This is a genomic window from Moraxella sp. Pampa, from assembly GCF_035181385.1.
GTDB lineage: Bacteria > Pseudomonadota > Gammaproteobacteria > Pseudomonadales > Moraxellaceae > Moraxella.
The window spans coordinates 278118-302120 of the sequence record NZ_JAXCJK010000002.1; the positions used below are offsets into that span (position 1 = coordinate 278118).

The window sequence follows — 24003 nt, forward strand, 5'->3', positions numbered from 1 at the left end:
AATCATGAACCTACACGACATACGAGAAGATTATAGCAAACAAGAATTGTCAAAATCACATTGCCACACTAACCCTGTTGAGCAGTTTAAAATTTGGCTAAATGAGGCCATGACCGCCAAAGTCAATGAGCCAACTGCAATGAATATTGCGACAGTAGATGCCGATAATCGCCCCAGCAGTCGCATGGTACTACTTAAAGAGGTCAATGATAATGGCTTTGTGTTTTTTAGCAATTATGACAGTAGAAAGGGGCGGGCACTAGCAACCAACCCACATATTAGCATTGTCTTTTTTTGGCCAGAATTAGAGCGACAAGTGCGTATTGAAGGCGTGGTAGAAAAATTGGACGAAGCATCGTCTGATGAGTATTTTGCCAGCCGTCCCTACACCAGCCGTATCGGTGCATGGGCAAGCGAACAAAGCCAAGTCATCACCGACAAATCCGTCATCGTCAAGCGAGCCGCACTCTTTGGTGTCAAGCACCCCATCAGCGTGCCACGCCCACCACACTGGGGTGGCTATCTGGTGCGAGCCGATGCGGTGGAGTTTTGGCAAGGTCGCCCATCTCGCCTGCACGACCGCATTCGCTATCGCCTAGATGGTGATCAATGGCTCATTGAACGCCTTGCCCCTTGATAATATTTGATGGGCAAAACAATGGGGCAAAAGATTTTTTTACCCCACCAAGCCAACACATCTGCAAGAACAAAACCACTATCTTAGGACAGGCTTTTGTCCGATTGCTACAATCCTTTATCGTTTTGATTTACCAAATTTACGCTTAGTGCTCATCTCTTTGATGACAGTTTCAATATCGCTGTCGCTCAAACTTGCCGTGTGATGCAACAATTTCATCATATCAGGCGTCAGCACAAACTTGGCGTTTTGGGCAATGTTGTCAATGCGTTCATCAAACATCAGCACGCCCGACTCACTTTCAGCCTGAATATAGCCCAAGCGTTTTAGGGTGTCAATAAAACTGGTAAACAATGCTTTATCAAACATATCAGGCAAATCATCTGCATACAGCACCGAGATCCGCTGACCAAGTGCATAACACAAATTCACCACCTGCTCAGCAGTTAGGCGACGGCTACCTTGCTCCGACAATAATGCAAGTGCCATAAAGTAGCGTTCAAGACTCTGCTGGGCAGCACTTGCCAATACGATCAGCTGTTGATAGCTGTCAGAGTTCATTTCAGGTGCACCAAGTGTATCATTACCCAAATCAACAACCACACCCTCATCAATGAGCACGCTTAATATTCTATCGGTCAGCCCATCAACATTTCTAAGAGCGGTATTTAAGAACAGTTCGGCTTGCAAAAACGGATACATAAGCTTAGTGATGGCATCGAGATTGGTGCGGTTAATACGACCATTACGCTGAACCAGCGATGCCAAGAAACTGATCATAATGAACACATGCAAGATGTTATTTCTAAAATAACTAAGCATCGGCGCTTGCTTGTCTGCCACACGAATCATATCACCCAGCACATGCGGCGTACGCTCAATAAGTTTTAGTTGCTCGCCATACGCCAAGATATCTTTTGGTGCCAGCGTGGTAATGTGCGTCTCTGTATCGTATGGCAAAGCATGAGCCAGACGCTGGTATAAAGCAATTTGCTCCAAGCACTGCTTTTCACCAAGTGCTGCCTTTGGCGTAGATAACAGCACCAACGCCAATAAAGATACGGGATTGACGACAGCAGACTTATTGATATTTTGCAAAATCTTCACGCCTAGGTTTTGAACCATTGCGTATGTATTATTGACATTGGTGGCACTATTACTCCCAGATTTGACAGAAAATTTTTCCATAAAATTGTCCAAATACAAAGGCTCACCAAAAGACAAATGTACCGTGCCAAATATTCGTTCTATTTTACGGGCGGTTTTTAAAATACCAAACCAGTTTTCAAGCTCTTTAGGCTTACCCTTTAATTCACCCACATAAGTTGCCCCCTCCATGATACGCTCATAACTGATGTAAGTTGGAATAAATACCACAGGTTTGGCAGGCTCACGCAAGTGGCTATTAACCGTCATCGCCAGCATGCCCAGCTTTGGTGGCAGCAGGCGACCTGAACGAGAACGACCACCTTCAATAAAATATTCTATTGGTGCAGCACGCTGCATCAGATTGTGTACATATTCTTTAAATACTGTAGCGTACAGTGCATTGCCCTTAAAGCTACGGCGCATAAAAAATGCACCACCGTTACGCAGCAACTCTCCAAGCACTGGAATATTCAAATTATCACCAGCTGCAATGTGCGGAATACGCAGGCCACGCTTATAAATGACACAAGACAACAGTAAATAATCCATATGACTGCGATGACATGGTACATACACAACCTGATGGTCAAGAGCCAATCTACGCACACGCTCAAAATTGCGTACTTCCACGCCATCATATAGGCGTGTCCACAACCGAGTCAAAAAATGATCAAAAACCCTGAGTACCGAATATGAATAATCACTGACAATCTCAGCCACATAGCCCGCTGCCTCTTTCTTGACAGTAGCGATGGTTTTGCCCTTTTCTCGAGCTTCTTTTTCTATGGCAGCTTGCACCACAGACGATGAAAGGATTTTGCCAGTTTCGTTGCGTTTGTCAGATAAATCTGGTCCCACAATGCTTGTACGCTGATTATCCAAAAAGCCTTTTAAACGCAGATGAATCGCACGAGACAGATTCTCATCAACACCCAACTGGGCATCTTTGATGAGCGACTGCAAGGATTTGATGTCAGAAAATCTTAAAAAAGTATTACGACCCATCACACCAATGTTGAATAACTGCTTAGGAATGCTTGGCGAACGCCATTCATCTGCCATGAGCAAACGAAACAGCGACTCTTCTTTATCAGGTGCACGACCCCACAAAATCGTTACAGGGACAAGATTGACATCAAGATTGGGATTATCAAGACACGCCTGCACAAGGCGTTCAAGGCGTGGTGAAACACCAACATCACGCTCTTTATTGCGTCCTTGCAAAAATATCATCGCTGACGACTCATCAACCCCTTGCTCATCAATCTTGGCCAATGCTGATGGCAGGTTGAGCTCGTCTGTCGTCATGCCCACAAGCAAGCTGTTTGAACGAGAATAATCACGAATCACATAAAAAGTCAAATGATCATTATCAATGACAGGTACCTCGCCGATGATGGTCGGTTTGACCGCAAGCGACAGACTTTTGGCCGATACACGGCGATAAGTGCTGGGCTCTGCAATCTGCCGAGTATTGGGAGTTTTTGTTGTATTCGATACAACTTTGTTGTCGTCATCACTTGATAGTATGGCGTCTGATTTATTTGGCTTTTTGCCAAACCCAAGCAAGTTGGTCAGTTTTGATGTGGAAATTTTTAACATGGCATGGCGATACGATAATCCAAATTGACTCATTTTATCATATTTTTGCCTTTTGACTAAAAAAAACTATGGCTGGTTATGATTTTGTGGATTTTATATCAATCGCATTCAACCCAAGCTTTAAGCTGATTAGTCTGCACCATCAGTACACACAATTAGATTGGTAAATATTGACAATCTAATGATGCGATTGGATAATAGACAAAATTTAGTTGATTTATATTTATTATGACCCATATTTTTGCCAAAAGTGATGACCCAAAAGACTTGGTTGCCGACTTACTACAAACTCTAAATTTACAAGAAATCGCCGACAATGAATTTGTTGCACCCAGCTTTGATTATGTTGGGCCACGAGTTTTTGGTGGACAAGTGTTGGCACAAGCATTAATGGCAGGTGCCCTGACTTTAACAACCGATAAGCCCTGCCACTCATTACATGGTTATTTTTTGCGTGGTGGCGACATTCGCTATCCTGTACATTATCAAGTACGCTGTCTGCGTGATGGGCGTAGCTTATCAGCACGAGAAGTTACCGCCATACAGCACATACCCAATGACGCAGGTGAAATTGACAAACAGGTGATTTTTTCAATGATTGCATCATTTTCACCCATGGAAGGTGGCTTGGATTATCAAGAGACAATGCCCACTTATCCCACGCCAGAGATGCTACTCAACGAACAAGAGCTTAAATCTGCCTATGTAGATGGCATACCAGAGCCACTAAAGGCACGCTACCTTAGAAAACGCCACATTGAAATCAAGCCCACACACCCAAGAGACCCCATCTCCCCCAGACCCATGCCACCCAGACAAGGAAACTGGCTACGCATCGAAGCATTAGGCAGTCAGCCTGTCGCCATTCATCAGGCATTGCTCGCCTTTGCGTCCGACTTTTATTTGGTGGGCACAGGGCTGATGAGTCATGGGCTAAGCTACCTAAGTCGTGGCTTGCAAGTGGCCAGCATTGACCATTCCATGCACTTTCATCGCCCCTTTGACATCAATGAATGGCTACTATATGACATGTGGAGCGACACAACAAGCCACGCCAAAGGCCTTAATCATGGGCAATTTTGGCAAAATGGCAAACTCATCGCCACCACCCAACAAGAAGGTCTGATGCGACTGACCAAAAAAGCCTAGTCCAACTTAATACCTTGATTTGAGGCATTAAAAATATCATGTTTAAGCACATTTTTCTGATTGCACTTACCGCTTTGCTTGTTGCTTGTGGCAACGCCGACACCAACCAAGCAGATGCCCTTACCAGCAAGCAAATCACCAAGCTACTACCAAGACATGTGTCAAACAAAGCATCTTGGGCATCTGACATGGTTCAGGTTTTTGATGAGCTTAAATTGCCCAAAACCACTCAAAATATCTGCACTGCCATCGCCGTGATTGACCAAGAGTCTAATTTTCAAGCCGACCCCATTGTACCAAACCTAAGCAGAGCATCATTAAAGGCAATTGATGAAAAACTAGAAGAAAAATTTGGCAAAACACTTGCCAAAACTTTTCGCAATATGCTAGAAACCAAGCCCAGCATTGATGATAACTTTATCAAACAAATCAAACAAATCAAAACTGAGCGAGAGCTTGATGAATTGTACCAAAAAATCTTTGATTACTTCACAACAACTTACAAGATTTCAGGGCTTGCCCACATTACCAAATTATCTGGTGAAGGCATTGATGAGCGTATCAACCCCATCACCACGCTAGGATCGATGCAAGTCCATATTGACTACGCACGCACGCACCGCCGAAGCAACATGAGCGACCGCAGTCTCCGTGCTGACCTATACAGCCAGTACGGTGGGTTGTACTACGGCATTCATCGGCTGATGCTTTACCAAGCAGACTACGACAAGCCCCTATATCGTTTTGCCGACTACAATTCAGGCATCTATTCTAGTAGGAATGCCGCCTTTCAACAACGAGTGAGTAGCCTAACAGGCGATAAACTGGACCTTGATGGTGACCTACTACTTTATGACAATGGCAGCCCCATCAGCAAAAAAAGCCAAAGCGAGACCGCACTCATCAAGCTATTTGCTAGCGAGCTTACACCCATCAGCGAACGACAAATTCGTGCTGACTTGAAAAAGGAAAAATTAAAAGACTTTGAATCAACACAGACTTATCGCACGGTCAGCGAGCTATTTGAGAAAAAATACGGCAAAAATCCATCTTATGCCATCATACCGCAAGTCATCATATCGGGCCCCAAGCTCAGTCGTGATTATAACACCAACTGGTTTGCCAACCGAGTTGATAAACGCTATCAAAGCTGTATGGCGACCGCTAAAAGACACAAAATCAAGCTCGGTTGATTTTGCCTAAAACCACAAAAAATATGAGCCAAGTGCTAACCTATTCACTATTTAAGCATTTTTTTAAAGTATATTTAATTACCAAAGAAAAAAGACGCAAAATATGCGTCTTTTTTAGTTTTAATTATGCACCGCCCCAAAAGACAATGTCAAATCCATTCTCTATCGGTAGCATCATCAAGCAGGCGAGTAACCAGCACTTGGTCAATTTTATAATGGTCAATATCTACCACTTCAAATTTTAGATTTTCGTGTATCACAAAATCAGCAGGGCGTGGAATCTTACGCAAGCGATACATAATAAAACCTGCCAGTGTCTCGTAATGATCCCAATCTTCAAATTCATCAATATCAAGGGCGTACTTAACATCATCAATCGGCGTGCCACCATCAATCAACCATGAATTTTCATCTCGTTTGATGATCTGTTGCTCTTCTTCAATCGGCACCACCCAGTCGCCCATCACAGTCATCATGATATCCGACAGTGTAATCACACCCACCACCAACGCATACTCATTAATGACAACAGCAAATTTTTCTTTACTGGCTCTAAATTTATCCAAAAGTTCAGACAAAGTGAGCGTATCAGGAATGATCAGCACATTTCTGATGGTTGATTCATTAAGTTGAAGCAGTGATTGATTATTCAAAATCCGCACCAAGATGTCCTTAGTATCAACATAGCCGATCACCTGATCAATATTAGCATTGCACACCAAAAATTTGGAATATGGATAATCAGCAATCTTTTGACGAATAGAATCTTCGGATTCTCCTAGTGTAAAATACACCACATCTTCACGCGTGGTCATAGATGATGGCACAGTGCGTTCTTCTAGTTCAAACACATTTTCAATAAAATGTTGTTCTTGTTGTAAGACCACACCCGCCTGTGCACCTGCATCCACAATGGCAGAAACATCATCAAAAGTGATGTTGTCTTCACGAGTGGTATTGACATTAAATAGCTTAAAAGTCAAATTAGCAATGACATTAATGATCCACGCCAAAGGGCTGACCAGCTTAATGACCAGCAACATCGGATTGATGACCATCAAAGCAATCTTTTCTGGATTGATCATTGCAATACGCTTGGGAATCAAGTCAGCATACAAAATAAAGACAAGCGTCACCAAAATAAAAGACGAGAAAAAGGCGATGCTGTCCGCCCAAGGGCCTTGATAAAACTGTACAATGAACGATGCAAAATAAGGACGCAATGCGGCCTCACCAACCGAACCGCCCAAAATGGCAACAGCATTTAAGCCAATTTGGCTTGTGGCGAAAAACTCTGCCGAATTTTCTTGCAAATGTAAAATCTTATCTGCACGCTCGTCACCATGCTCAGAAAGCAATCTTAGCTTTAACTTTCGTGCACCAGCCAAAGCAATTTCAGAAATCGAGAAAAAACTCGATATCAAAATCAGAATAAAAATCAAAAAAATGTGTTGTAATAATTCCACGATAAGTCCAGTATTTTGGTAAAAAAACCTTTAATAAACAGCTCAATTTACCAAATTTTATCAAGTTATGCCTGTACAATTCAAGTACAGTTCAATGATTTTGTTATAAATTTTTTAAAGTCAAAAAAAGCGACCTAATGCCGCTTTTTTTTGATTATCTGGGTTGGCAATGAACCACCTGCCCTTTAATACCGCTTGCCAAATCAGTCATCAAATACACATAGGCACTCATGATATCCGCAGGTGTTTTTAGTGTATAAGGGTCTTCGCCAGGAAAAGCGTGTGCACGCATATTAGTACGGGTCGCACCAGGGTTGATGCAATTAAAACGCAAAGTGGTGTGATTTTTGGTTTCTTGGGTAAAAATCTCACTCATGCCCTCAATCGCTTGCTTAGAAAGTGCATAAGCCCCCCAAAATGCACGCACTTTTGCCACGCCAGAGCTGGTAAAAATCACCGAACCACTTTGGGCGGATTGTAATAACGGAAATAATGCTTGGGTCAGCATGAATACCGCTGTCGCATTGACATGAATCACCTGCTCAAAAGTAATAGGATCGTACATTTCAAGCGGTGTCAATGCACCCAAAATACCTGCATTATGAAGCACACCATCTAGATGGCCAAATTCACCTTGAATCAAATTGGCAAGCTCGTTCATCTGTGCAAAACTTGCATTTGCCAAATCCATCGGTAAAATAGCAGGTGTTGGCAGGCCCAGCTCTTCTATCTCATCATATACCGCTTCTAATTTAGACTGTGTTTTGCCCAAAAGTAGCACAGTAGCCCCAAATTTAGCATAGGTCAATGCGGCCACTTTGCCTATGCCATCACCTGCACCTGTTACTAGGATGATTTTGTCTTTAAGGCAGTTGGCTGTAGGCGTATAGTTAATGATGTCGTGGTGTGTGGTCATGGTTTAATCTTAGTAGTTCAAAATATTAACAGCTCAAAAGATATTCATCGTGCCATGTATGAAAAATTAAATGACAGCAAAGCTTACAACAAACCTTTGATAAACTGCACCAAATCATAAGGGGTTGCCATCACTTTATCTGCCTGCCAAGTCGCAAGTTTTTCTTTGTCATCAGCAGATAGATAACCAAATCCAGCAATCACGGTCATCATGCCTGCTGCATTGCCCGCTTGAATATCACGGATATGGTCGCCCACATAGATACAATTATTTGGCTGAGTAGCTTTACTCAATTTTTCATTCAGGCGTTTTACCGCCAAAAACATCGGCTCTGGGTCAGGCTTGGTATTCCTCACATCGTCAGGACAAACAAGCACAGCACAACGCTCAGCCAAGTTTAACTTATCAAGCAAATTTTCAGCCAAGTATTTGGGTTTATTGGTAACAATACCCCACGCTATGCCATGGTGCTCAAGCGTTCTTAATAACTCATCAAGATCATCAAAAAGCCGACTGTCTACACAGATATTCTGCTCATATAAATCAAGAAATTCTTGGCGATAAGCAAGTAATTTTTCATCACCCAAGCTGTCTACCAATACATCTCCAAGCACCAAACGCACCATCGCTCTTGAGCCTGCCGAGACCTGCTCACGAATAGCGGTATCGCTTGGCACAAGATGGCCGTATTTATCGCACATGAGCTTAATGACACGGATAAAGTCAGAGGCTGTATCAATTAATGTACCATCTAGGTCAAATAAAACTGCATCAAGCTGGTTGAGTTTTGTCATGATTTTTGGTTTTCCTATCATTCAAATTTTAAGATTTTTTGACAAATGACATCATATAATTGACATCAACATTACGATTTGACAACCAAAAATGCTTGATGATCGGGTTGTAATGCAAGCCAGTCATGTCTTGACGGTCAAACCCTGCACGAATTGCCATTTGGTCAAGTTCGGCTGGGGTGATGAATTTGTGATAATCGTGCGTTCCTTTGTCCACCAATCGCAAGACATATTCTGCACCGATGATGGCAAACAAATACGACTTTAAGTTGCGGTTTATTGTTGAGGTAACAAACACACCATTTGGCTTTAACAAATCAAAACACGCCTGCACGATGGCAGATGGATCAGGGACATGTTCGAGCATTTCCATGCAAGTTACCACATCATACAAGCCAGCCTGCTCAATGGCCAAATCTTCTATTGCGATACAGCGAAAAGCAAGGCTGTCTGTCATGCCTGTACGCTCAGCGTGGATTTGACCTGCATTTAAGTTTGCCTCTCCTAAATCCACACCCAAAACATTCGCCCCACGCACTGCCATTGAATGCGACAAAATACCACCGCCACAACCAACATCAAGCACTTTTTTGCCAAGTAAAGCAGAGCCGTATTGCTCATTAACCTTATCTTCAATCCAGTTTAGACGCAAAGGATTAATATCATGCAGGGATTGAAATGCCCCATTTCTATCCCACCATTCATCAGCCAAAGTAGTAAACTTACCAATCTCATCATAGTCGGCGTTGGTTGCTGTCGTTTGCATAATTTTTCCAATGTTATTAGCGATAATTTTGAAGAGGTCTTTTGTGCATCTTGTTTCATATCTTATCATTTTACACAAGAATTTACCACTTGCACTTGCACTTGTAATTTGTATTTGTCATTGTGATTGGGTGTGCTGACAGAACTCTCGTACCACACCCTTCAAAGCGTTTTATTTTAAAAACAAGAAAGTCGTAATGATGCAAAATTAACCAATTTGCAAAGTAAGGTTAATAAATCTGTTACCACTTTTTGCTAAAAATGCGTTAAACTATACCATATTTTTATGTTTAAATTGTCACAAATTTAAAAAAAGCACGCCAAACTGCTTGCTTTTTATCAATAAAAGCAAATTTTTGTTAAAAAATTTATAAGGATTTTCGTCATGAAACTTGCCCTAAAACTTGCCTCCCTAACCGCAGCCATTATTTTTGCAAACCATGCTTTTGCTGTCGACTTCGTAGAAGGCAAAGATTATCAAAAAATTGCCAATCCTGAGAACATTGCAGCTGATGTGATTGTTGTGCGTGAGTTTTTTTGGTATGGCTGTCCACATTGCTATAAGTTAGAGCCTCATATGCAAGCATGGGCAAAAAATCGTGATAAAGATGTGGCATTTTTTCGCACACCCGCTGCCATGAACCCTGCATGGGAGGTGGCAGCACGAGGCTTTTATGCAGCACAGCAAATGCAGCTTGACAACAAGACTCACCAAGCACTATTTGACGCTATCCACAAAGACGGTCAAAGAAACATCATTGCCAACCAAGAAAATTTGGCCAACTGGTATGCAGCACAAGGTGCGGACAAAGCAAAATTCAACAGCTTTTACAATTCTTTTCCAGTCAGCACCAAGATTGAGCGTTCCAAACAAGGTGCTTCACGCTATCAGCTAACAGGTGTGCCTGCAGTTGTCGTTCATGGTAAATATGTGGTGTCTGGCGAGGACAAGAAAGTCACAGAAGTTGTTGATTTTCTCATCAACAAGGTACGCACTGAAAGCAAATGATGAAAACGCCGACAATAAAGCCACAATCATTTATGGCTTTATTGTCGGCAATCACTTACAAAGATTGGCGATATTCGCCAATAGCCATATTCATCAAATTTTGCGATACTATACACACAGCAAAGGAATGGACAAATGGATATGTCAATTAAGGATAAATGCTGTGATACATGGAGTAACTGCAAGGGGCAATATCGCCAAGGAAGTGATAATACAGCCAAATGATTCATCATTTGGCTGTATTATTTTGCTATTTTGATGGTCTTTTAAAATCTTAACTCTTAAAAACTGGCACTTTATCAGCCTCACAACAAAAAGTTAGCTTGATAAAATCGCCACTTCTTTAACATAACTTTCAAAATCTGCCACGCTTTCATTAAAAAGTTCATCATCTTGTAAATGCTTGGCATACTCAATCCATAGCAAAAGCTGATAAATGCTATTAAATTCACTGGCGTTAAATTGTTTGACAAATTGCTTGATGGTACCTTCATCATGCAGTTTTAGGCGGCTGAACCAAGTCTCAATTTTTGCCATCTGCTCTTTGGTAAATTTGATTTCAAATAAGGCTTGGGTCAGTGTATGGCGGTCTTCTTCAATGATGAGTTTGCCTACTCGTTTGATTTGTCTATTCTTGGCAGCGGCACTGGTGATGTTTGACAAATGCTTCAATTCATCCAAAAAAAACTCACTCACAGGTAGATTGTCAAGCTGTTTTTTGGATAGATTTGCCAGTGGCGTAGCAAGAGACTGCAAACGCTCATGTGCTTTTTTAATTTCAGTGCGAGACACTCGCATGTCTTGTTTTGACCAGTCAATATTCATAATTTTCTCTAAATGCTTGGCTTATATGATGAATCTATCTTTCTTTAATCTTTAAAACCAGTTGGTATTGATTGCTCAGTCATTCACCAATGGCGTTTTTCACGGTGTTTGATGCGTACTTTTAAATAAGAAGGCAAGTGTTTACTTAATGTTAAGCCCACCTTCTCAGCAACATAAACCGAGCGGTGTTTACCACCTGTACAGCCGATGGCAACTGTCATGGTATGGCGGTTATTATCAGCAAAACTTGGTAGCCATTTTGACAAATACGCGATGAGATCAGCCACCATGTCTTGCACTGCTAAATGGGTGGCAAAAAATGCCTTGACTGCATCATCTCGCCCAGTCAGCAAACGCAGGTCTTCATGCCAGTGTGGATTGGGCAAAATTCGCATATCAAACACCAAATCAGCATCAAGCGGTACGCCATATTTAAAGCCAAATGACAGCAAATTGATGATCACTTGATTTTCAATACCCAAATAATCACGCACTTTTTGTTTTAGTTCATGCACATTTAATAAGCTGGTGTCAATCTTGATGTCAGCAAGGCGGGCAATCGGTTCAAGTAAGGCAACCTCACTGGCAATCGCCTTTGGCAAATTGCCCTTGGTCGCCATCAAAGGGTGCACTCGCCTAGTAGAGCCAAAGCGTGCCACCAACACTTGCTCTTTGGCGGTGGCATACACCACGGTTACGGCACGCTCACCATATTCATGCACCAAGCTACGATGCAAAATCGGAAAATTCACCAAATCTGTCTGCGGCAGACGACTGTCAATGCCCAGTGCAATCTTATGAATGCTATCACCAACCATCAAACGCTTAATGGCATCAAACGCAAACGACAAGGGCAAATTATCAATGACATAGTAACCAAAATCTTCTAGTATATTTAATACCGAGGTTTTACCAGAGCCTGAGCGTCCTGATACGATAATGATGGAAATTTGCTCGCTCATTGTTGCACCCAAGTTGATTGATCAATTGACTGGTAATTCAATTTCCAAATTATCCAAAAGCCTTGCTTTGCCCACATATACAGCAGCCAATACCACCAAATGTTTGTCTGTCGGCCTCACGGCTTGCAGTTTATCATTATACAACTCCAAATAATCCACAAGCAGACCCTCATCGGTTAACTGCTGATGATATTTTTGAATAATCTTTGAATACTGCTCAAATGATGCACTTAGCACATCGGCTTCAATTCGTTGTAAAGTTTTTTGAATGATTGGGGCGGTACTGCGTTCTTTTTTGGTCAAATAGCCATTGCGTGACGAGAGTGCCAAACCATCATCAGCACGAACAATCTTAGCCCCAATGATTTCAATATTAAAATTCAGCTCGCGATTTAATTGACGGATAATGGCCAGCTGTTGGTAGTCTTTTTTACCAAAAACTGCCACAGCAGGGCGAACAATATTAAAAAGCTTACTCACCACAAGCCCCACCCCATCAAAATGTGTGGGGCGAGATTTTCCGCATAAAATCTTGGTAATATCGCCACTTAATACAGCAATATTTGGCGGATAAACAGGATACATTTCATCAACGCTTGGAGCAAATACCACATCTGCACCAACAGTTCTTAATTTCTCACAATCCTCATCAAGCGTGCGTGGATAGCTGTCAAAATCCTCACCTACGCCAAATTGGGTGGGGTTAACAAAAACACTCACCACCACCATATGAGCGTTTTGCTGGGCGATTTTGACCAATTGTAAATGCCCATCATGCAAGTTGCCCATCGTGGGAACCAAGGCAATTTTTTTGTCACTGTGTAATTTTAATTCAGATTGTAAATCAACAATTGTATGAAAAATTTTCATTTTTTGCCCCAAACTTATGACTAAAAACTATGTTCAGCACTTGGGAAGGTCCCATCTTTGACTGATTGATGAAAATTCACAAACGCCCCCAAGACATCATGCGTTTGATTGCCATCGTCAGTCAAAAAATCTTTAACAAATTTAGCAGGTTTTCGGGTGTATACACCCAGCATATCATGCATCACCAGCACCTGACCGTCCGTATCCCCTCCTGCTCCAATGCCAATGACAGGAATGGCAAATTTTTGGGTAACTTGTTTTGCTAACTCACTGGGCACGCATTCTAATAAAATAATACTTGCCCCTGCATTGACCAAAATTTCACAATCTTTTAACAACTTTTTGGCCTTTGCATCTGTTTTGCCTTGCACTTTATAACCGCCGAAGACATTCACCGATTGTGGTGTTAGACCCAAATGTACACAAGTTGGCACACCATTATTGGTTAAAACTTGTACGATATCAGCAAGCTCGCCACCACCTTCGATTTTAACCACATTTGCCCCTGCCTGCATGACCGCCCGAGAACTGGCAACTGCATCATCAAGCGTGGCATAACTCATGAACGGCAAATCAGTCATGATCAGGGCATGATGGTTGCTTCGTGCCACATTTTGAGTATGATAAACCATGTCAGCAACTGTAACAGGCAGGGTAGAATTTTGTCCTTGCACCACCATGCCCAGACTGTCGCCTACCAAAATCGTGTCAATCTCGGCCAATTGCATCAAATGGGCAAAGCTTGCATCATAGCAAGTCAAACAAGAAAATTTTTGCCCATTTTTTTTGTATTTTTGAAGGGTGGATAGGGTAACTGGGTTTTTTTGGGTTAAATATGTCATGTTTACTCTTGATTTACATTAGCTAAGATATTGATTTTGTTTAATTTTATTAAATAATTTGGTAAGTATCTCATCTTGTTTGGACGCCTCGTTTGATCGCTTGACCAAAATATTTTCGCTCTACGATTTACAAACCAAGCTTTACCAAACCTGTCATGTCCTGTACCAATGGCAAATCAGCAATTTTATGCTCGTTGATAACCAACTCTGAATTTAATTCCAATAATGGCACAAGCACAAAATTTCTTAGTAAAATTTCTTTATGCGGTACAGTCAGTCGCTCATGATCAATCACTTCATCACCATAGAGTAAAATATCCACATCAAGACAGCGTTCACCCCAATGCCTAAGACGCACTCGCCCTGCCATATTTTCCAGATTTTGGCAACAGTCTAGCAGTTCAAGCGGAGTCAAATGAGTATCTGCCTGCAAGACGGCATTAAAAAAATCAGGCTGATCGGTTACTCCATAGGCCTTTGATGAATAAAATGATGACACAATGACACGCTCAAAACTCTCACTGCTTTCAAAGAATTTTATCGCATTTTGCAAATGCTGAATGGGTGTGCCAAACTCATTAGCGATATTACCACCCAAACCAATATATACAGTTGTCATACTCATCTTAATCGCCTATCTCGTCTTTTGTCTAGTCTTTTGCTCGTGATTTGGCATTGGACTTTTTTCGCCGTCTTGGCCTACTGGTATTATCCGAAGACGGCTTGGTCTCTGCCACAATCTTGGTTTGACGCTTGGGTTTGGTTGCAGATTTCTTTGCTGGCAATTTAGATTGCACCGTCTTTGGCAATGCCATTTCTTCGGTCATTCCCTGCATTCGCTCCTTGATGGATAAGGTTGATGATGGCTGGCGTTTGCGATAACGCATGGCAGGAATATAAGGCTCATCATTACCAAGTAATTTTAAAAAATCTTCATGGGTATACTCTATGTATGCAAATTCAGGCGTAGCAACCCTTGGGCGTGGCTCTGGTCTGTCATCTTTTTTGACAGGCAAAAAATCATCAGCATTATCCACCACAAACAATGGCTTTGGTTTGGTCTTATCATCGCTGATTTCGCCACTAGACAGCTGTTGAAGCTGCAGCAATTCATCACTCACCTTATTACGATTGCGACGACGGCGAGATGACGATCTTTTGACATTGCCACCATCAGCAAAAATCTCCACCATCTGTGTACGAGTGCCCGCATCTGAATCTTGGTAAGCCTGCCACCATACACCCATACCATTAGTTGGCTCAGACAGCTCATGCTTATCGTATGACTCACGCATGACAAGAAAATCAAAAGCTGCACGAAATTTGGCGTGGCGTTCAAGACTGGCAATATCGTGCACTCGTGGACTGACCAGTTTTGGTTGCATGAGCCAAATACCTGTAATAAACTCTTCAGCAAATTTAGGAATGGCGGTCTTTTGACGCTGGGTGTCTACCACCTTGGCCGCAGCTTTAATCTGTGCTTCGTGAAATGACAATCCTTTTTTCTTAAATTTGGCCAGCTGATGCAGATAATTTTCCCACAACAGTGCCGCATAAAAGAACGCAGGATTTACACCCTTGCCCTGCTTGACACGCTTATCCGTATTGCTAGCAACAGCCTTCATAAGCATGGTTGGTTCCTTGGGTGCATATGCCATCAAATGATTAATCGCCCCATGCTCAAATAAAATTGGCAAAAGGGGTGTAAGATAACCACCTGTGAACATTTTTTGCGTCTCATCATACAGGCGGTGTGCCGAGACTTGCTCAAGCAATGTCCAATTAGCCTCATGAAACTGCTTGGCAAGATTATCATCAAATTCAAAGCCCAGTTTTGCCTTAAACCGCAAAGCTCGTAGCAGACGGACAGGGTCTTCTTCAATGCGTACCTTGGCATCGCCAAGCAATCTTAGGGTGCAATTTTTGATGTCGTCAATCGCCCCACAAAAGTCCAAGACCTCACCTTTGATGGGCTGATAATACAAAGCATTAATTGAAAAATCTCGGCGTGCAAAGTCCTGATTGATGTCGCCCCAAACATTATCACGCGTAATCATACCATCTTCCGTGGTGTGCGTATCGTCCTTGGGTGGTGCACGAAAAGTTGCCACCTCAATCAGTTCACGCCCAGAATAGACATGAGCCAGCTGAAAACGCCGACCAATGATACGACAACGACCTCCAAAAATCGCTTTTATCTCATGCGGACGAGCATTTGTTACCGCATCAAAATCCTTAGGTGCAAGCCCAAGTAGGCTATCACGCACACCACCACCCACAATATACGCCTCAAACCCTGCCTTGTTAAGCGTGCTGATCACCTCAACAATGCTATGTGGCAAGGCAGACTTATGCAACCCCAAGGATTTGTCATGATGAACGATGATTTTTTGTGTTTTTTTGGATTTGCTTCTGCTGGATTTCCCAGAATTCGCAGGCTTATTCGCCATGCTGAAATTCTCCTTGACAGCCATAATTTATTTTCTTTGCTGAATTTCTTTGGTTAAACCGTCTATTTTAACCGTTCTTAATAAAAAAAGCGAATTTAACACACATATTGGTGTTTTTTATCAATCAATCACACTTAGGCGATGCCGATTCTTATCAAGCACTGCCTTGCCCACGCCTTTCACATTTTGAAGTTCATCAACACTGACAAACCCTCCTGCTTGCATACGATATTTGACAATGCGTTCAGCGGTGGCCATACCCACACCTTGTAGGTTGGCAAAATCGCCAGCAGTGGCGGTGTTAATGTTTATTCTACCGGCCTGCTTTTTGGCAAGTTTTTGTGCTTTTATCATCGCATCATAGGCACTAATTGCATCACGATAACAAGGTTTTGACGGGCTTTGATCTGGAAAAACCTGCTCCGTCAAGCCATTTTTTGTCGCCATTGCCAGCAATACCACACCAAAAATCAGCCCAATTTTAATGATTTTTCGCACTGTTTTGCCATCTCCCAATAACCATCCTTCTCCAGCTCATCACTTTCTTCAAAAGTCTTGCCAGCGTCTTGTAGCGACTGCTCCACAAAAGCAAATCGTTGTCTAAACTTGTTATTCGCCCCTTGCAGTGCCATTTCACCATCTATGCCCAAATGCCTTGCCAAATTACTCAGCACAAATAAGACATCACCAAGTTCATCTGTGATTTTTGATTTTTGCTCATGAGTTATTTTATCTGGTTTGTAACCAAAATCAGCGTTTGGTAATTCAGCCTTCAACTCATCAATTTCTTCACCAAGTTTATCTAGCACACCGCCCAAATTCGCCCAATCAAACCCCACGCTTGCTGCTTGCTTTTGCAAATTTTGCGCGGTCATCAAAGCCGTTCCAGCCTTAACATTGGACAACAAGCGTTGTGGTTTGGCTTGATTTTCCAATACTTTAATTTCTTCCCAGCGACGCTTGACCTCTTCATCAGTTTTTAGATTTTCTTTATCAAACACATGAGGGTGTCGGCGAATGAGTTTTTCCATAAGATGATAAATAACATCACCAATATCAAACTGAGCATTCTCACCATAAATCTCAGCATGAAAAATGACTTGGAGCAACACATCGCCAAGCTCGCCTTTAATCTCCTGCAAATCATTGGCATAAGTTGCCTCAACAAGCTCATAGCTTTCTTCTAGCAGATAAGGCAAAAGGCTAAGGTTGGTCTGCTTTGCGTCCCACGGGCAATCGCTACGCAGTCGGTGCATTAAGGCAAGTAAATCATTAAAATCACGGCTGGGAGTCATCGCACATTTCCAATAAATCATTGTTAATAAGTAAAGCCCATTATACAAGATAATGGGCTTTGTCGCACCTGACTTAGCGTACTTTTTTCACATCAAAAAGCATGGCTTCTTAGTTTTGGGGCATGGGCAGACAGAAGCAATAACCCAACTGACACTAGGCCAAATCTGCAAATAATGCCGTGGACAGATAACGCTCACCTGATGACGGAATCATCACGACAATATTTTTGCCCACATTCTCTGGACGATTTGCCACTTGCAATGCCGACCACACTGCCGCCCCTGCACTAATACCTACCAAAATTCCCTCCTGTGATGCCATTGCTCTTGCGGTATCAAAGGCATTTTGGGTGGTTACGGTAATGACCTCATCATAAATGGCGGTGTTTAAAATACTTGGGACAAAGCCAGGGGCAAGACCTTGTAGTTTGTGCGAGCCTTTTTCACCGCCACTAAATACAGGCGAGTCAGCTGGTTCTACTGCCACAATTTTAATATTGGGATTTTTTTGTTTTAATACTTCACCCACACCTGTAATCGTACCGCCTGTGCCAATGCCTGCCACCACGATGTCCACCTTACCGTCTGTATCATGCCAGATTTCTAGGGCGGTGGTTTTACGATGAATTTTAGGATTGGCAAGATTATCAAACTGGCGTGGCATAAAATAACCATTTTCTTTGGCAAGCTCATTCGCACGAGCAATCGCCCCAGCCATGCCGTCAGCAGCTGGCGTTAATACCAACTCTGTCCCATAGGCACGCAACAAAGCACGGCGTTCTAAGCTCATGCTCTCAGGCATGGTGATGATCAAACGATAACCACGAGCGGCAGCAACCATTGCCAAGCCGATGCCCGTATTACCCGATGTGGCCTCAATCAGTGTGTCTCCTTTTTTAAGCTCGCCCGTTTTTTCTGCTTCATCAATCATGGATAATGCAATGCGATCTTTGACTGAGCTTGCTGGATTAAAATATTCAAGCTTAGCAAAAATATTGGCATGGCTATTATTTAAAGCGTTTAATTTGACAAGAGGCGTATTGCCAATGAGGTCGGTAATGCTGTTTGCGATATTCATGAATTTTCCTTATTTTAAAGATACGAGATTTTAAAAATACTAGGCTAGCATATCAAATTTTTAGTCAGTTTAACAGCAAGGCCTCAGAAGTTTTTAAGCAAAAAAGGATAAGCATTATTCCAATTTAGACTTTACAAAATAGCATATTTTGACTGGCTAACTTATGATAAAATTGGTTTTATTTCATCAATATTTTATCAATTTGGACACACCCATGAGTCTACACCCCCCTATTGCCATCACTTGTTTTAAAGCCTATGATGTGCGTGGCGAGCTTGATGTGAATCTAGATAATACCATTGCCTATCGTATTGGGCGTGCTTTTGCTGAATATCTCAACCCAAGCTTTGAAAACAGCAAGGTCATCGTCATTGGCTCAGACATTCGCCCAAGTAGTGATGACCTAAAAAAATCTACCATAGATGGCATTTTAGATGCAGGTGTAGATGTCATTGATTTGGGCATGAGTGGCACAGAAGAAGTATATTTTGCCACCAGTTTTTATCACGCCATCGGTGGTATTGAAATCACCGCCAGCCACAACCCCATTAACTACAACGGCCTAAAAATGGTGCGTGAAAACTCCAAACCCATCAGCGCCGATACAGGACTTACCGACATTCGCAAAATTGCCGAGCAAGGTAGTTTTATTACACCAGCTGTTCGTGGCAAATATCAATTAAAGAATGATAAGACCGCCTACATTGATAAACTCATGGGATTTATTGACACTGGCAAATTCACACCCAAAACAATTGTGATTAACAGTGGTAATGGCTCGGCAGGCCCTGTGGTTGATGAATTAGAAAAACGCTTGGGCAGCCAAATCAAACTGATTAAAATTCACCACCAACCTGACGGCTCATTCCCCAACGGCATACCCAATCCCATGATTATCGCCAACCAAGAAGTGACATCAAAGGCGGTCATCACATATGCAGCAGACTTTGGTGTGGCGTTTGATGGTGATTTTGACCGCTGTTTCTTTTTTGACGAATCAGGTCGATTTATTGATGGTTCTTATGTGGTTGGTATGCTTGCTGAGGCCTTTTTAAACAAGTATAAGGGCGAGAGTATCGTCTATGATCCACGGGTGGTTTATAATACCCAAAGTGTCATTGCTCAGCATGGCGGCATTGCCCAAATCAGCAAATCTGGGCATTCTTTCATCAAACAAGTGATGCGTAAAACACAAGCGGTATATGGCGGTGAGATGTCAGCACATCATTATTTCCGTGATTTTGCCTATTGTGATAGTGGTATGATTCCTTGGCTATTGGTGATTGAACTGTTATCCAACACAGGTAAAAGTCTATCCGAACTGGTTAATGGCTATATTGATGATTTTCCAAGCTCTGGCGAATTAAATTTTCGCCTAAATACACTGACCGCTGATGATATTTGCAAGCAATTAGAAAGCCAATACAGTAAAGACACCCCCAGCAAAAACACCTTAGACGGACTCAGCCTAGACTTTGGTACATGGCGGTTTAATTTGCGTTCGTCTAATACCGAACCGCTGATTCGTCTAAATATTGAAACCAAAGGCGATAAAGCATTATTACAAGCCAAAACCGAAGAGATTTTACAACTCTTAGCAAAAAGCGGTACAATATCAGCCGACGCCTGATTAAGTTTATGAACAATAAAAAAAGACCCAATAACACAGGGTCTTTTTTGTGCTTATATCATCGCTTAGGATTTGGGCAATTGACCACCCATCAAACCCTTGACTGTATGCAGGATATCAGCAGGAATGATGACAGTTTTGGCGTTATCTGATTGTGCCATGTCATTCATCGCCTTGATGTACTGTTCGCCAAGCAGATAAACAAGTGGCAGCTCCTTACCGTCCATCGCCTGTGAAATCAAACGAATTGACTGCTCCGAGCCTTTTGCCAAGACGACTTGTGCTTCGGCATCACGACGAGATGCTTCAAGTCGCCCATCAGCTTCCAAGATTGCTGCTTGCTTCTGGCCATCAGCACGGGTTACCATTGCACGGCGTTGGCGTTCGGCAGCTGCTTGCTCCTCCATTGCCATTTGCATGGTGCTTGATGGTTTGATGTCTTGTATTTCCACGGTTTTTAGCGTAATCCCCCAATCAGCAATATCATCAGAAATGGCGTGTTTTAATTGTGCTTTAATCTGATCACGACTGGACAACGCTGCGTCCAAATCCATCTCACCAATGATAGAACGCAAAGATGTCTGCACCAAATTGCGAATGCCTTGTTCATAATCTTCAATGCCATACACCGCATGAGCAGGCTGCACGATATTAATATAAGCAACAGCATTAGCAATGATGACGACATTATCCCGAGTAATGACCTCTTGGCTTGGTATATCTAATACAATATCTTTTGTGGTAACCTTGTACGCCACCATATCCACATAAGGAATGATAAAATTAAGCCCAGGTTCAAGCGTCTGATGGTATTTGCCCAATCGCTGCACAACCCACTTCTCGCCCTGCGATACCATGCGTACACCCTTTAAAATGGTCAATACCACAAAAACAATCAACACCAGTATCGCCACACTGCCATTGGCCAAAAAATCAAATAGCATGTTTACCTCCAATTTATTTTTGCCTTACTAAAACCATCATGCCTTATTGTAATATTGCAAAAAACCCAGTAAGACAATTACACAAAAATTCAGATACAATTTTTTCGTCAATTTTTTTTAATCAGCTGATACGCTCTCGCCCCTGCTCAATCGCCAACTTCACCGCCTGTGGGGCAGTTCCGCCAATATGATTGCGAGCATTGAGCGAACCTTCTAGCGTTAGGCAGTCAAACACATCGCTGTCAATCAAATCGCTAAATTGTCTTAATTCATCAAGACTAAGCTGTGCCAAATCCACGCCCTTTGCCACACCAAGTGCCACCGCACGCCCCACCACCTCGTGAGCGTCCCGAAAGGGCAAGCCTTTTTTGACCAAATAATCCGCCAAATCGGTGGCGGTGGCATAGCCTTTTAAAGTCGCTTGACGCATATTGTCCGCTTTTGGTACAAGATTGGGAAGCATATCGCCAAAGGCAATGAGCGAGCCTGTGAGTGTATCCACCACATCAAACAGTGGCTCTTTGTCTTCTTGATTGTCTTTGTTGTACGCCAAAGGCTGACTTTTCATCAAAGTCAAAAGCGTGGTCAAACTGCCAAACACCCGAGCCGTTTTGCCACGCACAAGCTCTGGCACATCAGGGTTTTTCTTTTGGGGCATAATGCTTGACCCTGTGCAAAAGCGGTCAGGTACTTGCACAAAATCAAACTGTGCCGACATCCACAGGATAATTTCTTCACTCATTCTTGATAAGTGCATCATCAAAATGCTGGCATTGCTGGCAAATTCAATGGCAAAATCACGGTCAGACACGCCGTCCAGCGAATTTTGGCAAATGCCTTCAAAGCCGAGTAACTCGGCAGTCATCGCACGGTCAATCGGATAAGTCGTGCCTGCCAGTGCCGCCGAGCCAAGTGGCATTTGGTTAATGCGGTGTCTTGTGTCAATAAACCGCTGGCTGTCTCGCACAAGCATTTCAAACCACGCCATCAAATGATGAGCAAAGGAGATGGGCTGGGCGGTCTGCAAATGGGTAAAGCCTGGCATAATCGTGTCGGTGTGCTTGTCCGCTAAATCAAGCAGTCCTGTTTGCAAACGCTTTAACAACGCTAAAATTTTGTCGGTCTCATCACGCAAATACAGACGAATGTCGGTGGCGACTTGGTCGTTGCGACTGCGTCCTGTGTGCAGTTTTTTGCCGACATCGCCAATCAAAGCGGTAAGACGGCTTTCAATATTCATATGCACATCTTCAAGTTCAATTTTCCACACAAACTCGCCACGCTCAATCTCACTTTTGACTTGATTTAAGCCGTCAATAATCGCTTGGCTGTCATCATCTGTGATAATGCCACACGCCCCAAGCATCGTGGCGTGGGCGATAGAGCCTTGTATGTCGTGGTAGGCAAGGCGTTTGTCAAAATTGACCGAGGCGGTAAATGCTTGCACAAAGCTGTCGGTGGCTTCGCTAAAGCGTCCGCCCCACATGGTAGAAGCGTTGTCAGTCATGATGCCTCCTGATTCATTATTCATTTGCCTTAAATTTAGCAAATTATAGCACAGCGACGACATAAATTCGGTATCAATGCAGGAAAATTTATATAAAAAATGCTATGATATGATCAGAACAACTTTTTTTCACTTTGCCATCTTAATGATTATTTTACTGGTCAGCACATATGCCACGCTCATACAGCACGCTCACCAAACAACAAGCAATGATGCTCACACACTCATCACAGTAGGCACGGTGCCTGATGCCATCAAAGCCTGCAAGCTACATCAGCCTGCCATCATCATGCTTGATATCTCATCAGCCAACCTCTCATGCTTTGCCGATGAATTTAGCAAATGCTATCAACAGACCACTCGTCCCACACTCATCATTCTTAGTCAAACAAAACCGCCTTCTGAGGAGATTTTAGCATTGGGGATTGGCGGATTTGCTCGTTATGATGACAATCACCTACCACCACTATTGTCGCTAATCACTCACGCACAAAAACCAACTTTAGCACAACAATCACCCAATCAACCCACCATCATCACCCATACACATCGTGGTCGTGAGCGAATATTTATTGATGATGTTTTATATTGTCAATCTGAGCAAAAATACACCAAAATTCATCATAAGCACGGCGTCACTTATATTGACAGTCCCTTAAAATCACTTGCATTGACTTACCCTAGCGATTTTATTCGCATTCATCGACACACGCTCGCAAGTGTTCGCCACATTCGCCAAATCAGTAATGATGGTACAAAATTAACTCTTTATGGCATGGCAGAACCACTAATCATTTCAAGACGATGCCTGCCAGCATTACGATTAAGGCTGGCAAATTTGGGTAAAATTTGATAAATTTGATGAATCTAAACCAAGCAAAAAGCCATTTGCTCAAATGCGATTATTGTGGTTAAATACC

Annotated in this window: 22 protein-coding genes; 6 read left to right on the top strand and 16 right to left on the bottom strand. The window is 42.6% G+C overall.

Going from position 1 to position 24003, the window contains the following annotated elements:
- The first annotated feature begins 4 nt into the window (after window positions 1–4).
- Window positions 5–637 carry a pyridoxamine 5'-phosphate oxidase gene (gene pdxH / locus R0123_RS05660; RefSeq protein ID WP_323843387.1) on the top strand — a complete coding sequence of 211 codons (633 nt, stop codon included), beginning with the start codon at window positions 5–7 and terminating at the stop codon, window positions 635–637.
- A 117-nt stretch (window positions 638–754) separates the two neighbouring features.
- Here pdxH and plsB read toward each other — a convergent pair whose 3' ends face one another.
- A complete protein-coding gene (plsB, locus tag R0123_RS05665) occupies window positions 755–3421 on the bottom strand; it encodes a glycerol-3-phosphate 1-O-acyltransferase PlsB (protein WP_323843388.1) in 2667 nt (888 codons plus the stop codon).
- Window positions 3422–3616: 195 nt separating this feature from the next.
- Here plsB and R0123_RS05670 point away from each other — a divergent pair, with 195 nt between their 5' ends.
- Window positions 3617–4537 carry an acyl-CoA thioesterase II gene (locus R0123_RS05670; RefSeq protein ID WP_323841048.1) on the top strand — a complete coding sequence of 307 codons (921 nt, stop codon included), beginning with the start codon at window positions 3617–3619 and terminating at the stop codon, window positions 4535–4537.
- A gap of 38 nt (window positions 4538–4575) precedes the next feature.
- Window positions 4576–5730, top strand: coding sequence for a DUF1615 family protein (locus R0123_RS05675; protein ID WP_323843389.1), 1155 nt, complete (start codon window positions 4576–4578; stop codon window positions 5728–5730).
- A 149-nt stretch (window positions 5731–5879) separates the two neighbouring features.
- On the opposite strand, the gene R0123_RS05680 is transcribed toward R0123_RS05675, so the two are convergent.
- The 4 genes from R0123_RS05680 to ubiG form a co-directional block, all read right to left on the bottom strand.
- Window positions 5880–7196, bottom strand: coding sequence for a hemolysin family protein (locus R0123_RS05680; protein WP_323841046.1), 1317 nt, complete (start codon window positions 7194–7196; stop codon window positions 5880–5882).
- Between the two features lie 154 nt (window positions 7197–7350).
- Window positions 7351–8112 carry a YciK family oxidoreductase gene (locus R0123_RS05685; protein ID WP_323841045.1) on the bottom strand — a complete coding sequence of 254 codons (762 nt, stop codon included), beginning with the start codon at window positions 8110–8112 and terminating at the stop codon, window positions 7351–7353.
- Between the two features lie 83 nt (window positions 8113–8195).
- Complete coding sequence (locus R0123_RS05690) at window positions 8196–8906, bottom strand: HAD-IA family hydrolase (protein WP_323843390.1); 711 nt, start codon at window positions 8904–8906, stop codon at window positions 8196–8198.
- Window positions 8907–8934: 28 nt separating this feature from the next.
- Window positions 8935–9672 (bottom strand): bifunctional 2-polyprenyl-6-hydroxyphenol methylase/3-demethylubiquinol 3-O-methyltransferase UbiG, encoded by a 738-nt coding sequence (ubiG, locus tag R0123_RS05695; protein WP_323841043.1) that lies wholly within the window; start codon window positions 9670–9672, stop codon window positions 8935–8937.
- Between the two features lie 384 nt (window positions 9673–10056).
- Between ubiG and R0123_RS05700 the strand changes: the two genes are divergently transcribed.
- Window positions 10057–10680: a thiol:disulfide interchange protein DsbA/DsbL gene (locus R0123_RS05700; protein WP_323841042.1), complete on the top strand. Its 624-nt coding sequence runs from the start codon at window positions 10057–10059 to the stop codon at window positions 10678–10680.
- A 318-nt stretch (window positions 10681–10998) separates the two neighbouring features.
- Here R0123_RS05700 and yjgA read toward each other — a convergent pair whose 3' ends face one another.
- The 9 genes from yjgA to cysK all read right to left on the bottom strand — a co-directional run bounded on the left by yjgA (window position 10999) and on the right by cysK (window position 19002).
- Window positions 10999–11505 (bottom strand): ribosome biogenesis factor YjgA, encoded by a 507-nt coding sequence (gene yjgA / locus R0123_RS05705; protein WP_323841041.1) that lies wholly within the window; start codon window positions 11503–11505, stop codon window positions 10999–11001.
- An 83-nt stretch (window positions 11506–11588) separates the two neighbouring features.
- The gene (rapZ, locus tag R0123_RS05710; RefSeq protein ID WP_323843391.1) at window positions 11589–12467 is read right to left on the bottom strand and encodes an RNase adapter RapZ; all 879 of its coding nucleotides are present in this window, start codon (window positions 12465–12467) and stop codon (window positions 11589–11591) included.
- Between the two features lie 21 nt (window positions 12468–12488).
- Window positions 12489–13337: a pantoate--beta-alanine ligase gene (gene panC, locus R0123_RS05715; protein ID WP_323841039.1), complete on the bottom strand. Its 849-nt coding sequence runs from the start codon at window positions 13335–13337 to the stop codon at window positions 12489–12491.
- Between the two features lie 20 nt (window positions 13338–13357).
- Window positions 13358–14179, bottom strand: coding sequence for a 3-methyl-2-oxobutanoate hydroxymethyltransferase (gene panB, locus R0123_RS05720; RefSeq protein ID WP_323841038.1), 822 nt, complete (start codon window positions 14177–14179; stop codon window positions 13358–13360).
- A gap of 127 nt (window positions 14180–14306) precedes the next feature.
- A complete protein-coding gene (gene folK, locus R0123_RS05725; RefSeq protein ID WP_416381498.1) occupies window positions 14307–14798 on the bottom strand; it encodes a 2-amino-4-hydroxy-6-hydroxymethyldihydropteridine diphosphokinase in 492 nt (163 codons plus the stop codon).
- Window positions 14799–14829: 31 nt separating this feature from the next.
- On the bottom strand, window positions 14830–16629 hold the full coding sequence (gene pcnB / locus R0123_RS05730; protein WP_323843392.1) for a polynucleotide adenylyltransferase PcnB: 1800 nt from the start codon (window positions 16627–16629) through the stop codon (window positions 14830–14832).
- A gap of 120 nt (window positions 16630–16749) precedes the next feature.
- Window positions 16750–17127, bottom strand: a complete 378-nt coding sequence (locus tag R0123_RS05735) for a ComEA family DNA-binding protein (protein ID WP_323843393.1) — start codon at window positions 17125–17127, stop codon at window positions 16750–16752.
- Window positions 17100–17924, bottom strand: a complete 825-nt coding sequence (gene mazG, locus R0123_RS05740) for a nucleoside triphosphate pyrophosphohydrolase (protein ID WP_323843394.1) — start codon at window positions 17922–17924, stop codon at window positions 17100–17102. The genes R0123_RS05735 and mazG overlap by 28 nt, the downstream gene beginning before the upstream one ends.
- Window positions 17925–18078: 154 nt before the next feature.
- A complete protein-coding gene (gene cysK / locus R0123_RS05745) occupies window positions 18079–19002 on the bottom strand; it encodes a cysteine synthase A (protein ID WP_323841033.1) in 924 nt (307 codons plus the stop codon).
- A 214-nt stretch (window positions 19003–19216) separates the two neighbouring features.
- Between cysK and R0123_RS05750 the strand changes: the two genes are divergently transcribed.
- Complete coding sequence (locus tag R0123_RS05750) at window positions 19217–20632, top strand: phosphomannomutase CpsG (RefSeq protein WP_323843395.1); 1416 nt, start codon at window positions 19217–19219, stop codon at window positions 20630–20632.
- A gap of 65 nt (window positions 20633–20697) precedes the next feature.
- Here the strand turns inward: R0123_RS05750 and R0123_RS05755 are convergent, their stop codons facing one another.
- Both R0123_RS05755 and argH read right to left on the bottom strand, forming a co-directional pair.
- Window positions 20698–21576: an SPFH domain-containing protein gene (locus tag R0123_RS05755; protein WP_416381696.1), complete on the bottom strand. Its 879-nt coding sequence runs from the start codon at window positions 21574–21576 to the stop codon at window positions 20698–20700.
- A gap of 121 nt (window positions 21577–21697) precedes the next feature.
- Window positions 21698–23083: an argininosuccinate lyase gene (gene argH / locus R0123_RS05760; RefSeq protein WP_323843396.1), complete on the bottom strand. Its 1386-nt coding sequence runs from the start codon at window positions 23081–23083 to the stop codon at window positions 21698–21700.
- 109 nt (window positions 23084–23192) lie between these two features.
- On the opposite strand from argH, the gene R0123_RS05765 reads away from it, so the two are divergent.
- Complete coding sequence (locus tag R0123_RS05765) at window positions 23193–23936, top strand: LytTR family DNA-binding domain-containing protein (RefSeq protein ID WP_323843397.1); 744 nt, start codon at window positions 23193–23195, stop codon at window positions 23934–23936.
- The last annotated feature ends 67 nt before the right edge of the window (window positions 23937–24003 follow it).